Origin of the sequence: Bacillus arachidis (assembly GCF_030285945.1) — a bacterium.
Classification (GTDB): Bacteria; Bacillota; Bacilli; order Bacillales; family Bacillaceae_G; genus Bacillus_A; species Bacillus_A arachidis.
In genome coordinates, this window is record NZ_CP127376.1 from 181,803 (window position 1) to 196,958 (window position 15,156).

General features: G+C 34.9%; 16 protein-coding genes and 1 riboswitch. Of the genes, 5 read left to right on the forward strand and 11 right to left on the reverse strand.

From position 1 onward, the window contains the following. Window positions 1-163: 163 nt before the first annotated feature. Window positions 164-1,726 (forward strand): LPXTG cell wall anchor domain-containing protein, encoded by a 1,563-nt coding sequence (locus QRY57_RS02680; RefSeq protein ID WP_286016606.1) that lies wholly within the window; start codon window positions 164-166, stop codon window positions 1,724-1,726. A gap of 301 nt (window positions 1,727-2,027) precedes the next feature. Further along, a complete protein-coding gene (locus tag QRY57_RS02685) occupies window positions 2,028-2,531 on the forward strand; it encodes a hypothetical protein (RefSeq protein ID WP_208018976.1) in 504 nt (167 codons plus the stop codon). 17 nt (window positions 2,532-2,548) lie between these two features. On the opposite strand, the gene QRY57_RS02690 is transcribed toward QRY57_RS02685, so the two are convergent. From QRY57_RS02690 to modA, 8 genes are all read right to left on the reverse strand, one after another. After that, complete coding sequence (locus tag QRY57_RS02690) at window positions 2,549-2,764, reverse strand: DUF3951 domain-containing protein (RefSeq protein ID WP_286016607.1); 216 nt, start codon at window positions 2,762-2,764, stop codon at window positions 2,549-2,551. A 143-nt stretch (window positions 2,765-2,907) separates the two neighbouring features. Continuing rightward, entirely contained in the window at window positions 2,908-3,375 is a 468-nt protein-coding gene (locus tag QRY57_RS02695) for a YusW family protein (RefSeq protein WP_026592719.1), read from the reverse strand. 474 nt (window positions 3,376-3,849) lie between these two features. Then, window positions 3,850-5,490, reverse strand: a complete 1,641-nt coding sequence (locus tag QRY57_RS02700) for a peptide ABC transporter substrate-binding protein (RefSeq protein ID WP_286016608.1) — start codon at window positions 5,488-5,490, stop codon at window positions 3,850-3,852. A 142-nt stretch (window positions 5,491-5,632) separates the two neighbouring features. Next, a riboswitch (SAM riboswitch) is annotated at window positions 5,633-5,737 on the reverse strand. A gap of 182 nt (window positions 5,738-5,919) precedes the next feature. After that, window positions 5,920-7,079, reverse strand: a protein-coding gene (locus tag QRY57_RS02705) for an IS3 family transposase (RefSeq protein ID WP_286015426.1) whose coding sequence is annotated in 2 segments (ribosomal slippage) — window positions 5,920-6,821 and window positions 6,821-7,079 — 1,161 coding nt in all. Because the reading frame shifts where the segments join, the coding sequence is not laid out codon by codon here. A 211-nt stretch (window positions 7,080-7,290) separates the two neighbouring features. Then, a complete protein-coding gene (proC, locus tag QRY57_RS02710) occupies window positions 7,291-8,094 on the reverse strand; it encodes a pyrroline-5-carboxylate reductase (RefSeq protein WP_286016609.1) in 804 nt (267 codons plus the stop codon). Window positions 8,095-8,253: 159 nt separating this feature from the next. Continuing rightward, complete coding sequence (locus QRY57_RS02715) at window positions 8,254-9,105, reverse strand: GRP family sugar transporter (RefSeq protein ID WP_026592722.1); 852 nt, start codon at window positions 9,103-9,105, stop codon at window positions 8,254-8,256. A 511-nt stretch (window positions 9,106-9,616) separates the two neighbouring features. Continuing rightward, a complete protein-coding gene (modB, locus tag QRY57_RS02720; RefSeq protein WP_286016610.1) occupies window positions 9,617-10,294 on the reverse strand; it encodes a molybdate ABC transporter permease subunit in 678 nt (225 codons plus the stop codon). A gap of 5 nt (window positions 10,295-10,299) precedes the next feature. Then, window positions 10,300-11,106: a molybdate ABC transporter substrate-binding protein gene (gene modA, locus QRY57_RS02725; protein ID WP_026592724.1), complete on the reverse strand. Its 807-nt coding sequence runs from the start codon at window positions 11,104-11,106 to the stop codon at window positions 10,300-10,302. Window positions 11,107-11,239: 133 nt separating this feature from the next. Here modA and QRY57_RS02730 point away from each other — a divergent pair, with 133 nt between their 5' ends. Then, a complete protein-coding gene (locus QRY57_RS02730; RefSeq protein ID WP_286016611.1) occupies window positions 11,240-12,187 on the forward strand; it encodes a helix-turn-helix transcriptional regulator in 948 nt (315 codons plus the stop codon). A gap of 64 nt (window positions 12,188-12,251) precedes the next feature. Here QRY57_RS02730 and QRY57_RS02735 read toward each other — a convergent pair whose 3' ends face one another. Continuing rightward, window positions 12,252-12,356, reverse strand: coding sequence for a DUF3948 family protein (locus QRY57_RS02735; protein WP_081811066.1), 105 nt, complete (start codon window positions 12,354-12,356; stop codon window positions 12,252-12,254). A 257-nt stretch (window positions 12,357-12,613) separates the two neighbouring features. Then, window positions 12,614-13,480, reverse strand: a complete 867-nt coding sequence (locus tag QRY57_RS02740) for a LysR family transcriptional regulator (RefSeq protein WP_208018969.1) — start codon at window positions 13,478-13,480, stop codon at window positions 12,614-12,616. Window positions 13,481-13,618: 138 nt separating this feature from the next. On the opposite strand from QRY57_RS02740, the gene QRY57_RS02745 reads away from it, so the two are divergent. Together QRY57_RS02745 and QRY57_RS02750 are read left to right on the forward strand one after the other, a co-directional pair. After that, window positions 13,619-14,587, forward strand: coding sequence for a DMT family transporter (locus QRY57_RS02745; protein ID WP_286016612.1), 969 nt, complete (start codon window positions 13,619-13,621; stop codon window positions 14,585-14,587). 27 nt (window positions 14,588-14,614) lie between these two features. After that, window positions 14,615-14,755, forward strand: a complete 141-nt coding sequence (locus tag QRY57_RS02750; RefSeq protein ID WP_081811067.1) for a YrzO family protein — start codon at window positions 14,615-14,617, stop codon at window positions 14,753-14,755. 73 nt (window positions 14,756-14,828) lie between these two features. Here QRY57_RS02750 and QRY57_RS02755 read toward each other — a convergent pair whose 3' ends face one another. Then, a complete protein-coding gene (locus QRY57_RS02755) occupies window positions 14,829-14,924 on the reverse strand; it encodes a DUF3948 family protein (RefSeq protein ID WP_286016613.1) in 96 nt (31 codons plus the stop codon). Between the last annotated feature and the right edge of the window lie 232 nt (window positions 14,925-15,156).

Here is a 15,156-nt window from a genome sequence, read left to right on the forward strand (position 1 = left end):
ATAGAATCTAAAAAATTGCATTATTCGATAAATTAATTGTTTTTGTTCACTTATTTCCTTATAATGGATATGGAATCTAACTTATGGAATTCTTTGTATTTTATTATTCAATGAAACTATGAAATCCATAAACTAGAACAAAAATGAGATAAGGAGTGTTAGTATGCTGAAGAAAGTAAGTGCCGTAACTCTTGTATCACTTTTAGCTTTTTCTCCTGTTGTGGCGTTGGCGGCACCTGAGGAAGTTGTAAAAGAAGCACAGATGCAAAATCAAGAAAAGGTAACTACAAAGCAAAATGACATCAAGAATCCGACAGTAAACGGTGAGCAAGTACAGCAGAAACAAGGTAATACGGAAGTAAAGAAAGAAGAATCTAAAGATGTACAACAACAAGAGAAGACAGGCTCACAAAAACAACAGCCTGCTCCAGAGAAGAAAGTCGAACCAGTAAAAGAAGCTGAAAAAGAACAAAAGAACGAGTCGAATGTGAAGAGTGAACCAGAAAAAACAGAAGCTGCAAATCAATCAAAACCAGCAAATACACCTCCAGCAGGAGAAGTAAAAAAGAATACTCAGATATCTACTGCTGAATTGAGTGGGAGTGTGGCAGGCAAAGCGAAATGGGATGCAGAAAAAAATCATTATGTATTAGATGTCACTGCAACTGTGACGAATAATTCAAAAGAAAAGGTAAGTGGTGTATATCTTGGTGTTGCTATCCCTAAGGGACTAGATGGAGAATTTAAAGATGTTCGTTTATTAGAACTTGAAGATGGTTCTCAAGCTATCGCACTGCCATTACCAGATATGGAACCGGGACAAACTGTTACAAAAAATGTGAAAATCCCTGTACTTGGAAATGTAGCTGGTAAAGAAGTAAATAAAGATCTCGAACTATATTTAATTGATAAAGAAGGATATGAACCTCTTGGTAAAATTAAAGGAAGTGCGAATATTGATTTTTCCGAGATGAATAAAGATTTACGTTTTGAAGGTAAGGCAAAAGCTACAACTTGTGTGCCGAGTTTAAAGGAAAACCAATTTACATTAGATTTCTTATTAACGACTCAAAATTTAACAATTGATGAGTTAAAGGGCTTTGATGTGCAAATTGATGTTCCACAAGATATTAAATTAACAATTCCAGATCATTATACACAAGGAGAAATTCCAGATTATCTAAAAGATGGTTCTTTGCAAGGTGGAACTGGTAAGGGAACAATGAACTTAGATATTAAATGGAATGGAAATACAGCAACAGTTCCAGTTAAAGCAATGGAAGGTGGAGAAGGATCCGCATTATATTTCCAAGTTGTTGGAGAAACAACTAAAGATTTAAAGGATTTAAAAGTTACATTTACAGCAAAACGTGGAGATCAAACAATTACAAAACAAGTAGCAATTGAGAAAGTAGAACAAAAGGACTGTAAGAAACAAGATAATAAGAATACAGGTGGAAATAATAATGGTGATGGTAAAGGGAATAGTGGCAACAAGCCTGGTACACAAGTACCAAATCCAAATCAGGTAAATAATCAACAAACAAAGGTTACACCAACACCGACACCAACAAATGTTATTACAACAACGAATGTAGATCATACAAAATCTCTTCCAAAAACAGGTGCTTCAAGTAGTGATAACTTATTGACATTACTTGGCGTTGTAATGCTTGCTGGTGGTGCTATTGTATATAAACGCAGTCGTACAACTGTTAATAAATAATAAGCGGTAAAAATACATATCTGATTTTTCCGTTTAAGAGAGCCCGGTATATTACCGGGTTTTTTATTGTTTTTTGAATGCATGATTTAATAGCTCTATATCATATTATTCATTTCTTCCGCTATTTCTGGAGTAATTAAAGTCTCACTTTATGGAGATACTGGCTATATAAAGTGACGATACTGTGACAAAAATGGTGATGTGTGTATAAAAATGGGATCATAAGTGCAAAGTTTGAATGGTTCTCGTTATAATAGCAAGTGGAGATAAGTAGTAGATGTAGATAAAAGGAGAGTAAGAGATGAAGAAAGTGTGGGGTATTGCCTTGCTTGGAAGCATGCTTCTTTTAGCAGGGTGTAATGGAAACAAGGATACAAAAGAACCAAAAGAAAAAGTAGAACAATCGGCAGAGCAGCAAGAAGATATGAAAGTATATCGTGATGTGCATAAGAAGTACGATGAGAAAATGAACAAAGAATTAAATGAAGCGGTAAAACTATGGGAAGAAGCAAAGGAAAAAGGCGGGAAGGCATTAGGGCACGCGCAGTTTAAAGAAGATGTTCAAAGGGTAACGAAAAGTATGCTAGAGGATATTGATCATATGCGTAAAGAAATTCGCGTGCCTAAGTCAAAAGAGCAAGAACATGAGCTATATGTTGGTTTCTTAAATGAGACAGAACAAGCAATGAAAAAGTTAGATAAATTAGCGAAAGATGAGGAATCATCATTAATTCGTGATATAGAAGTTCACTTTTCAACAGCTTCAACGTACTATAAACGTTTTCAAAAAGAAGCACAAAAATAACCTTGCGATGCGCAAGGTTATTTTTTCTTATTTCCATCCCCATCTTCATCCTCAGCTACTAGGATTTTTTGTTCCTCGTGAAATTCTGAAATTGTTTGGCCGGTAATGTTATCAAACGGGGTATAAAAGGAAGTGATATTTTTCTTTTTTACAAATAGTTTATAGAAGCCGATTACAACTAATATTACGATTGTTAATGGTAATCCTATAACTGCCATAAGTAATGGATCCATGGTTAATCTCCTTTCTATTCATTTCAATTATATTCTTATTTGCAAAAATCATCTGTATTTGATCTAGAATATGTTAGTGATTCTAAACCTAATTTACGATATGTGGTGAAAAAATAAAGAAGTAGGCAAAATCGCCTACTTCTTTATTTTACTTCCTTCTTATACTCTTTCTTCGTTCCATCTGAGAAAACAACTTCTAAATCGAATTTTTGGTAATCTTTATCAAGTTGAAATACGTCTACAACTTGATCAATCACTTCTTGGTCAGGTGTATTTTTATCAAATGTTAACTTTTGTAGAAGTGGACTGAGTTTGGCAATAGCTTTGTCACTTGTTAGTTTTACATCAGTCTTGTGATCCTCAATCTTTCCTTCCATCTTTTTGTCGGCACCTTTATTTTTGTACTCCGCTTCATAATCTTTCTTCGTATCTTGGTAGTCAGCATTTAGGTGAAAGTCGTTAAAGTTAAGTTTTAAGTCTTGAGGTGCTTCATTTTTAGCTTCGTCTGTTGTTTTCTTATCAGAAGTTGGAGTTTCCTTTTTTGGTGTAGTACAACCTGTTAACGCAGGTACTAGCATAAGTGCTAATAAAGCCGAAAGTAGAATTCTCATTATATATTCCTCCTTAGTGTATCGTTCCTTCTATATAAGTTTTTCCCATTTTTATGTAATTATGTATGTGTTTTGAATAAATTATTTCCCGTAATATATGCAGCGAGTGGTTATTTCAAAATAGCATTTGGTGATGGGAATTTAAAAAAGGATATTATTTCTCTATTATTTATAATTGTCACCACACAAATTGTAACTTTAATCGCTGTGGGGGGTATTCTTCTGATTAAAGAGACGCATAGTTAAAGAAGCATAAAGAAACAGGGTATCCTTCAAAAGGATACCCTGTTCTCTTATAATTGAAGCTTTACTAATGCGTCATTTTCTACACAGAAGTATGTTCCATAAGGGCTTTTTACAAATTTAGCAGGAACAAATTAGCGGTAAGAATAGCGTCATTATTCAAGATAGTATTTACATACGCTTTTTTGTTCATTGCTTGGTTAATAACATGTTGAGCATTTACGCTTCACTTTATTTTTCAATGTTAGCCCATTTGAAGTTAAGTGGTCCCGCAAAATCAACTTCAACCACTCCTTTTACATAGGAACGTTCTAAGTATGTTGTTCCATTTTGGTAAAGAGGAGAGACAACGGCATCTTTAAATAAGATTTTTTCTGCTTGTTTCAAGGCTTCCCAACGTGCCTTTTCATCACCAGCTAAGTCGGTTTTCACTTTTTGGATTAAGTCATCAAATTCTTTGTTGGAATAGTGATCTAAATTATATGGGTTATCAGTTGTAAATAACTCTAAGAATGTAATTGGATCAGCAAAATCAGGGCTCCAACCATCGATAGCAATATCATAATTTCCTTGTAATAATAATGTGACTTGTTGTTTGCGTGGCTGAGGCTTAATACTTACTGTTAATCCTTCTAAATTTTTCTCTAGCTGTTCTTTTAAATATTCACCAGTTTTTTTCGAAAGGTCATTATCGCTTGTTAATAATTCAATTGAAATTTTATCAGAACCTAATTCTTGTTTTGCTTGCTTCCAGGATTTTTGAGCATCTTTTGTATTTTCTTTCGTTAAATTGCCATTCTCCTCACGAAAATCTTTTCCATTTGGTCCCTTTGCAAAATTCTTTGGAACTAGAGAATAGGCAGGAAGAGAGCCATCATTTAAGAGAATATTTACAAATGCCTTTTTATCTATCGATTTATCAATAGCTTGGCGGACATTTATATTTTGTAACGTTTTATTTTTCTGGTTCATACGTACAAATTGTACCCCAACATCAGGACGTTCTTTAAAGTTACTATCTTTACGATATTTATCAACAAGATCAGATGTTAAAGTAAGTCGATCAATTTGTTTTGATTCATATAAGTTAACGGCTGTTGAATGGTCTTTGACAATATTAAAATTAATTTCTTCAAGTTTCACATTATTCTTATCCCAATAGTTGGTGTTTTTCTTGAATTTAAAGCTTTGTTCATGTTTCCAATCACTTAGTGTAAAGGCTCCATTATAGATAAGCTTATTATCTTCTAATGCATATTTATTACCTTGTGATTTAAAGAATTCTTCATTAATTGGTAAGAATGTTGGGAATGCAGTTAAGCTAATAAAGTATGGGACTGGACGCTCTAATTCAACTTCAAAAGTATGATCATTAATTGCTTTTACACCCAGCTGATCAGCCGGAAGCTCTTTACTATTAATTTTTTTTGCATTTTTTATATCAAAGAATAAAAATGCATATTCAGAAGCTGTTGCCGGGTCAACTGCACGTTGCCAAGCAAAAACGAAATCATTCGCTGTGACAGGTGTGCCATTTGACCATTTTGAATTTCGTAAATGAAATGTATATTTTGTCTTATCAGGACTTACCTCATGAGACTTTGCAACGCCAGGAACAGGCTTATTTCCTTCACCAAGGTTATATAAACCTTCAAATACGTTTCTCATTACTTGACTAGAGTCAGTATCTGTAGCGCGTGCAGTGTCCATTGTACGTATTTCTGTGCCAGTGGCTAAGTTCAATATTTGTTTATCAGGAGCTTTATCTTTTGCGTTTGCTCCGTTGGCCTCTTCTTTATAGCTACCGCATCCTGTTAATAAAATACTTGCTCCTAAAACAGATGCAACAGCAGGTACAAAATTTTTTTTCATGTAAAATTCCTCCCTAAATTGTTTGGGTATTAAAAAATGGTTAATGAACAACTTTGAGGGAAAGAAAAATTCCCTCTTTTCTTATCGAGAAAGAGGGAATTTTGTTTACAAGGCACGTACCTGTATATGAACGAAGTCCCTCATTCTATCTTTCAAGCATAATGCTTGCAGGAAGTGGCACAGTATTCAAAGTGAACCTGTTGCCGAGGTTTCAAAGGGCCAGTCCCTCCACCTCTCTTGATACAATGAGTAAACATAATTGTTCGTATTAATTTTTTGTTTCTTTGATTATTCAAAATCTTACACCTTGATGAATTGACTGTCAACGAAATGGAATATAGTTTAAATTTTCAGTTTTTTAAACAAGGACATAAAAAGGAAGAGCACTGTGGTCATATCCCCGTCAAGTAGACAATAATAAAAAGAGTTTTATGCCACGGCCTTTTCCCGATATTCTATCGGGGAAAGGCCGTGAAGTTTTTCTTGGAATCGCTCTTGATTGTAAAATGTGATATATTCTTGGATTGCTCGATAAGCTGTTTCATATGTTTTTGGACGCACTAAATACAACTTCTCTGTTTTTAAATGAGAGAAGAACGATTCAATACATGCATTGTCAAAACAGTTCCCTCGTCTAGAATGACTTCCCTTTATCTTTAATCGTTCTAACTGTTTTGCGTAACTTTTTGATGTATATTGAAATCCTTGATCAGAATGTAGAAGGGTTTTAGTAGTACGCTTGATTCCTTCTAACTGTTCTAATGTAGATAGTACAAGCGCTAAATCGTTTCGATGTGATAACTTCCATGCCACGATTTCATTGTTATACAAATCTAAGACAGCTGACAAATAAGCAAATTCTTCTCCAATTCTTATGTATGTAATATCTGTTACTAATTTTACATGTCTCTTATCCGCATAAAATTCTCGATTCAGATGGTTTTGAAACACAATCGATGCTTTCCTTCCGTAAAAAGGACGTTTTTTCCGAATCATAGAACGGATTCCTAATTCATGCATCAAACGTCTAACGCGTTTGTGATTCATATACATTCCTTCACGAATCAAAGCGCGGGTCATACGTTTGTATCCATAATACGGGTGTTTCCGATGGATAGATAAAATATGCTCTTTATGCCATGTATCTTTTTGACGGCGCAACGCTACATGGGAGCGGTTTTTTCGCCATTTGTAGTAGCCAGCTTTCGATACCTCGGCAATTTGTAATAACCAACGAAGAGGATATAATGTGCGTAGTCTATCGATAATCGAAAAACGTTCTTTCTTTAAGACCATTCCTTCCCGTGTAGATTTGGATTGCGCTTTTTTAAATATTCCACCTGTGCTTTCAAATAAGCATTTTCTTCTTCTATACTATTAAAATGCTTTCGCTTCCATATGCCACGTTGATCTTCAAACGATTGTCCTTTTTCGTAACGTTTCACCCATTCAACAATTTGAGCGTCACTTTTAATTCCTAACTGTGCTCGAATGAATTGTAATGTTTTTCCTTCCTCTAATCGAAGTCGAACGGCTTCTTGTTTTACTTCTTCTGTATATGTTTGAAATGATTGTCCTTTTTTCGCCATAAAAAAATCCCCTCCAGATAAACAGTATTGAGTCCATCATACCAGATGGACTCTTTTTTACTGTCTACCTAAATGGGATAATACCACTGTGTCATTACGCAGTGCTCACGTTTTTAAAGTCGAAATTATCAAGGCCTGGACTAATGCGGTGATTTTCATTTAATGAATTGCTTTCATATCTTCAGTGCTTAACAGCCTTTTCATGTCGTAATTATTTCCCACTAGCTTTTTTGTTTGTTGCTTCAATTGCTTGATGAAGCAATTTCGAAAAATTATATTCATATAAAACTTTTAAGCCCTCTGCAGTTGCACCACCTGGTGTTGTCACTTGTTCACGAAGCATAGCTGGGTCTTGATCCTGTTCTAGCATGGCAGCAGAGCCAGCAATCATTTGAATGACAAGGTGTTTTGCTGTTGTTTCATCGATTCCATAGTTTTTTGTTGCTTCAATTAAGCTTTCAGCAAAGTGGTAGAGGAAGGCAGGTGCACTTCCAGTAACAGCGGTAAGCTGATGAATTTCTTCTTCTGTGCAAAGCTGGGATGTGCCAATTCCTTTTAAGAGTAGTTGCAGTGTTTCTTGATGCTCTCCATTTAGGAAGTGCCCCATTGTATAAAGGGAAATAGACTTTCCAATCGTTGCTGCTGTATTTGGCATAATCCAGGCAACGGGTGTACCTTGAGGAAGTTTTTTTTCTAAATAAGATGGACCAATTCCCGCGGCAATTGTTACGACGAACTGATGGTTCAGAAGAGGTGATAATTCCGCTAATAACTGCTCATGTGCAGCTGGTGGTATCGCTAAAACAATAGTATCTACTGTTTTAATGCACGGTTTCCAATCATGTATAATTGAGATTCCGTATTTTTGTTTTAATTGCTCAAGTCTCTCTATGTTACTTCGATTGGATACAATAATTTCTTCGATGTGTTCATTACTTGTTTTAAGCAGTCCTACGAAGATTGCTTCCGCCATACGACCGGCACCAATAAATAAAATTCTATTTTTCTTTGGCATATCCTTTATTCCTTCCTGCTTAGAATATGGTATAAAAAACGATAACATTTTGGAGAGAGTGTTGTAAAAAGAAAAGTCTTATAAAGAGAGTTTCATAATGAATAATAGGAAACCCCCGAAGCAGATATGCTTCGAGGGTTTGATTCATAGCTTGTGTAATTATGCTTTTGTCATACCAAGTAGAACGGCACCACCGATAATTAAAACACTACCTAGTGCAATAAATACCATTTGGCGTTTCGTTTTCTTTTCTCCTAAGAAGACAATTGCACCGAATGTAGAGATAACGATACCAGTTTGAGATAATGGGAAACTTGTTGCTACTCCAACTCGTGGTAATGAAAGAAGTAAGAATAAGTTCCCTGTTCCCCATAGTAAACCAGACAATGTGTTACGAACTGCATATTTGTTAAACGGTTTATGTTTAGCTGTCAGTACCACTGCACCAACAAACATACCAACTGCTTGCGGTAAAATAGCAGACCAACCATCGATATTGTACCAACGAATGATAATTACATATACAAGGTAACCAAAAGTAGAAACAATTAAAGTTAAAAGTCCTTTTTTCAGTTGTCCCGGTGGCTGTGCATTTTCTTTATCATCTAATGAAGTAAAGACAACACCAATTACAATTAATAGAATTGCAATCGTTCCCATAATAATCGTAGTAGTAGTAGTCCACTCATGAAAAGCAATAACTCCAAAGATAGAAGTCGCAACAAGTTGCATACCAGTAGAAATCGTTACGGTTGTTGAAACACCTAGTTTTTCAACTGTTTTTAATTGATTTACTTGTCCTAAAGCCCAGAATAGACCTGAAATGAAGCCGACAATTAAGATTGTCATCGTTAAAGCAGGTTGAGTAAATACATACATGATTGTTGCGAAGAATAGAGCACCGATTGTCATACCCACTGTTTGGCTATATGCACCACCGCCCATTTTTACGCTTACTAATAAGATGTTTCCCCATGCAAGTGCAGGAAGAAGCGCTAATAAAATGTCCATTACAAGACTCCTTTCTTTTTGTTATACCGATATAATTAAGTTCGTTCTACCGATCGGTAATTTCCCACCTAGAAAGTAGAAGATTACCGATCGCTAAAACAGGATGAAGAATTTATGATATAAATGCGTTTTCATTTCTTCATCTTTTCAAACACCTTCATATGATAACAGGAAAGTGCCCTTTTTTGAAAGTAAATTCAAATAGAATGTATATTTCTATAAATATCAAGATTCTGTTATTTTTTTAAATAAAAAAAGACCTCAAATTTGAGGTCTTCTTTATAAAGGGGATTGGGGAAATAAAGTTGCTTAATTTTTTACTAATGGGAAGGGGGGGACAATCCAATTCCCATTAGCTTTACTTTATGACTTTATTATATAAAATACGGGTAATAGAAACTATCGAATTAGCTTACAGTAAGATTACAAATTTGTAAGGTGAGAACAAAGTATTTCATTCTACAAAATAGTTTATTTTTCGGGAAATAAAAAAGCAGCTTTTTGTCGAAAGCTACTTTAAAGAAGTGATTCTTTTATTAATGAATTGAATGCATAGTAAGAAAATGAGTGACATACCAACTGTTATGATAACTAGTGTCCAAGCTAACTGCATGTTACTTGCATCAATTGCCATATAAATGGCTGTAGGAATTGTTTGTGTTTTTCCTGGAATGTTACCAGCAAACATAAGTGTTGCTCCAAATTCCCCAAGTGCACGTACAAAGCTTAAGATCATTCCGCTAAGTAATGCGGGGAATGCCAGTGGCAATGTGATATGTACGAAGACTTGGTATTCACTAGCTCCAAGGTCACGGGCACCGTCCTCAATTTGCTCGTTTGCAATAGAAAACCCTGTCTTTGCCGATTGATACATAAGTGGGAATGAAACGATTGTTGAAGCGATGACAGCAGCCCACGATGTAAACATAATAGACTGTTGAAATAATGATTCAATCCACTTACCAACTGGGCTGTTATTCCCGAAAATAATAATGAGAAAAAAACCAATAACAGTTGGTGGAAGCACCATTGGTAATAGAAAAATAGTTTCTAACAACACTTTATAACGCCGCGAAGAGCGCGCTAACACTCGTCCAATAACTGTGCCGAAAATCATAACAATAATGGTAGCGAGTGCGGCCACTCGTAAAGAAAGAAAAACAGGCGACCAAAGTGTATCAAATGTCATAGTAGTTAAGGGAGGATTGTAAATCCATATTTTTTAAAGATAGATTGTGCATCTTTTGACTGTAAATATTCATAGAATGAAGTCGCCTCTTTCTTATGCTTGGATTCTTTTATAACTCCTGCAGGATAGTGGATAGGTTCATGAGAAATAGCGGGTGCTGCAGCAGCTATTTTTACTTTATTTGAAATAAGAGCATCAGTTTTGTATACAATACCAGCGTCTACATTACCTGTTTCTACATATGTTAACACTTGGCGGACGTCTTTTGTAAATACAATTTTGTTTTGTAGATCGTTCCATAGATTTTCATGTGTAAGAGAAGCCTTTGCGTATTTTCCAGCTGGTACGGATTCAGGTGTACCGATTGCTAATTTCTTTACTTTATCTTCTTTCAACTCTTGAAATGTTTTAATAGAGCTTTCTTTTGGAACGACTAAAACAAGTTCATTTCCAAGAAGATTTTTCCCCTCTTTTTCATTAATAATCCCTTTTTTTACAAGTGTTTGAAATTTATCTTCTGCTGCAGAGAAGAATAAATCAGCAGGGGCGCCTTGTTCAATCTGCTGCTGAAGTGCACCAGAACCGCCAAAGTTAAAGGAAAGCTTTATATTGGGTTCTTTTTGTTTATATTGTTTTTCGATTTCTTTGAAAGCATCTTGTAAACTTGCCGCTGCAGATATTGTAAGTTCAACTGTTTTGTTTTCTTTAGCATTTGTTTTTTCTTTCTTTTCTCCACTTGTACAAGCAGTGCTAAATATAAGAAGGAAAGAAAGCATGAATACCCCAATGTACCGTAATGTAAATTTGTTCATAAATAAAATCCCCTTTCTCTTTCTTCTGTTTAATTATAACTAATTATATTTAATTATAAATAGATATAATTAAATATAATGTGAAGTAAATCACTTTTTGAAAATATAGGAGAAATTTTCTTTCTTTGTTACAATGAAAAGAGAAAGTGAGGAATCGTCTATGGATCATCATTCCTACACAACGGAAGAAGTAGCAAACCGATTAAAAGTCTCAAAGTTAACAGTGTATGATTTAATTAAAAAAGGTGAACTCCCTTCTTACAGAGTTGGTAGACAAATGCGCATTGATGCAGCGGATTTAGAACAATATATTAAGCAAATGAAAACTGGGAAGATTCAAGATGTTTCTATAAAAATAGAGAAGAAGGATGGAAAAGCTTCCTGTGTCATTAGTGGTCAAGAGTTAACATTAGATATGCTAGCGAAGCATCTTGAAAGACTTTTACCAGGCTCTAGTATGCTCCGAGCTTATCAGGGGAGTTTAATAAGCTTAATTAAAATGTCTCAAGGAGAAGGAAGTATCGTTAGTTTACATTTGTTTGATGGTGATACAAGGGAATATAACATTCCGTATGTAAAACGAATTTTAGTTGGACAGCCTTGTATTGTCATAAACTTACTAGCAAGAAATGTAGGGTTTTATGTCCAAAAAGGAAATCCAAAAGGAATACAAACGTGGGTTGACTTGAATCATTCATCGATTCAATTTGTGAATCGTGAAAAAGGATCAGGAATTCGAGTGTTATTAGATGAACAAGTGAGAATTCAAAATATAGCGAAAGCAAATATTCGAGGATATGATTGGGAAGAGTCAAATCACATTGGAATTGCCTCGCAAATTGCTAACGGAAAAGCAGATGTTGGCGTAGGTTCAGAAAAGGTAGCGCAAATTGTGAATGTAGATTTTATTCCGCTGATGAAAGAACAATATGACTTGGTAATCTTAAAAAATAAAGAAAATGAACAACTTATTGAAGCAGTGAAAGAAATATTACAATCTACAGAATTTCAAAATGAACTGCGAGCAATTGGCGGATATGATATAAGTAACACAGGTCAAATTATATATGAAACAAATTGAAAAAGCTGCTTGTCTATATAAGACGAGCAGCTTTTTCTATATAAAGGGGATAGGGGAAACAATTTTATAAGACAAGTCCTTGAGCAAGTGCGTAAATAAAAGCTGTAAGAAGAGCTGCACCGCTTGCAAGTCCGATAAAGTCAAATTTGTTAAAAGTAATGTTGTTCATTGTAATCTCTCCTTATTTGTTTAATGTAGTCGCAACCGCTTTTGCATCGATCAGAGCGGATAGCACCATGCTCATTGTATTTAGAAATTTGTTTGTTTTCATTTTGTTCATCATGCGTATCCGCTCCTTTTCGAATGTTTGTTGTTGCCCTGTTTCTGTCTTAATTATATGAAATATAGGCAGGGGTAACTATCGAATTAGCTTACGTAAGAATTACAGTTTTGTAAGAAAAAAAGACATTCGTGTAAGAATGTCTCTTAAAGCATATTGATATGATGATGCTCTTCAATTGTTTTTAAAAAGCTACGCATTGAATTTGTCATATAGGCATCTTTCCGGCGTATAAAGACAGTTGAAATGCTCCCGTACTTTTCAGGGATCGGATGGCAGTGAACTTTGCCCATAGTAGAAAGATGCCTAACAGCCGATTGTGGTACAAGTGTAATCCCAAGGCCGAGTGCAACGCTATTTAAAATGGTCTCTAGTATGTTAAATTCCATAATTCTTTTTGGAAGCAATCCTTCATCTTTGAGCCAGCGTTCTAGTTTGGAACGATATCCACATCCTTGATTAAAGACAAGAAGTGGCGTTGTAATAAATTCCTCTATATGAAAAGCTTTATTTTGTGTGACGAGGACAAGTTGCTCTGTACAAACATCGTATTGTTCTAATAATGGATGTTTAATAGGGCCTGATATAAAAGCGCCATCTAATTGATGATCGATTACTTCTTTAATAAGCGCCTCTGTTAAACCAGCTTGCAGTGATAAATCGACATTTGGGTATTTTTTGTAATAGGAAGATAGGATAGTAGGTAACGTACGTACTGTTTCGACTGTACCGATTTTTAAAATGCCGGATGGAGTCTCATTATCTAGAAATACTTGTTTTAATTCTTCAATATCTTGCAAAATTTTATGAACGTAAACAAGCATTTTTCTGCCTTCTGCATTTAATGTCATCCCTTTTTTATGGCGATAAAAAAGGGGCGTTTTGAGCTCATTTTCTAATTGTTTAATGCGTGCTGTTACATTGGATTGTACATAATTCAGCTCTTTTGCTGCGTTGCTAACACTGCCGTGGTTTGCTACGCTTTGAAAGATTTGTAAGTCTCGTAATTCCACTACGTATTCCTCCTTGATGTTAACTATCATTATAAATGATAGTTAACATCATTTTGAATCATTTTACGTGATATATTTTTTCTTTTACAATTCTCATTGTGCAATGCATCAAGAGTTACATAGAAGCGGGGGATTACGGTGAGAAAAGGCCAAATGATGATAGGAGCGCTGGCATGTTTAATCGCAAGCATGTCATGGGGAGCAATGTTTCCAGTTGCAGATCATGCACTAGAGTATATAGATCCATTTTATTTTTCATTCATTCGTTACGGGGCAGTAACGATAGCGTTAGTTTTACTATTATTGATGAAAGAAGGCAAGAAGGCATTTCGTTTAGAAGGAAAAGGAAAGCTACTCATCTTCTTCGGAACAATGGCATTTACTGTATATAATGTACTTGTTTTCTTAGGCCAAATGTTGATGGGGAAACCTGGGGTTATGGTAGCATCTATTATGGAAGCACTTATGCCGATGATTTCAATTTGCATCTTATGGGGATATAAGCATATCAAACCGAAAAAATATATGATGACAGGTATGATCATAGCTTTTATTGGAGCTGTTTTTGTTATTACGAAAGGTGATATGAGTTTCTTTCTTACATTGAAAGATAATCTGTTTTCGTTAGCATTTATTTTTATCGGTGTTGTGGGATGGGTAGTTTATACGATGGGGGGTCAATCCTTTAGTGACTGGTCGACACTTCGCTATTCTACATTGACGTGTTTATTTGGGACAGCTGTAACAGGTGTCATAACGATGATAATTACAATGTTAGGATATGTGCTGGTACCGAGTATGGAAACGATTTCTATCGTTAAGTACGATTTATTGTTTATGATGACATTACCAGGTATTGTAGCACTGCTTACTTGGAACTACGGCGTGAAAATTTTATCATCTATAAACGGGATTCTATTTATTAACTTTGTGCCAATTACTACATTGGTCATTATGATGATACAAGGATATAAAATAACAATTTTTGATATAGTAGGAACACTGCTTGTTATTACAGCACTCATCCGAAATAATGTATGTCAGCGTAAAGAAGAAAATAAAAATAAGCATATTTTGCAAGAGGAGCAGTTACGCCAAGCTGTCTAATAGACAATGCATTTGGGGGATTTCTATATGTTAGAAAGTTTATTGTTTTTCTTTGCGGTTGGAATTGCCGGTGAGCTTGCAGCGATTAATCGAAATGGCCGTAAGAAGATAAAACAACAAGCAGAAATGATAAAATTGTTAAAAGAATTACATGAAAGAAAAGCATAATAAGAAAGACGACCGGGCATAGACGGTCGTCTTTCTTATTACTATTTATATAAAGGGGAAAGGGGACACAAATTTATATGAGCGTAGCAGCAAAAATGAAAGCTGTAAGAAGAGTCGCGCCGCTAGCTAATCCAATAAAATCTTGTTTGTTAAAAGTAATGTTATTCATAGATATTCTTTCCTTACTTGTTTAATGAATGAGTAACTGCTTTTGCATCGATCAGAGCGGAGAACATCATGCGTGTCTGCTCTTTTTCAAATGGTTGTTTGTTACTTTCTGACTTAATTGTATAAAATGTAGAGAGCAGTTACTATCGAATTAGCTTACAGAAAGATTACACTTTTGTAAGAATTAATTTTTACAAATTGTCACTTATTTTTAATACCAACTACTAAAACTT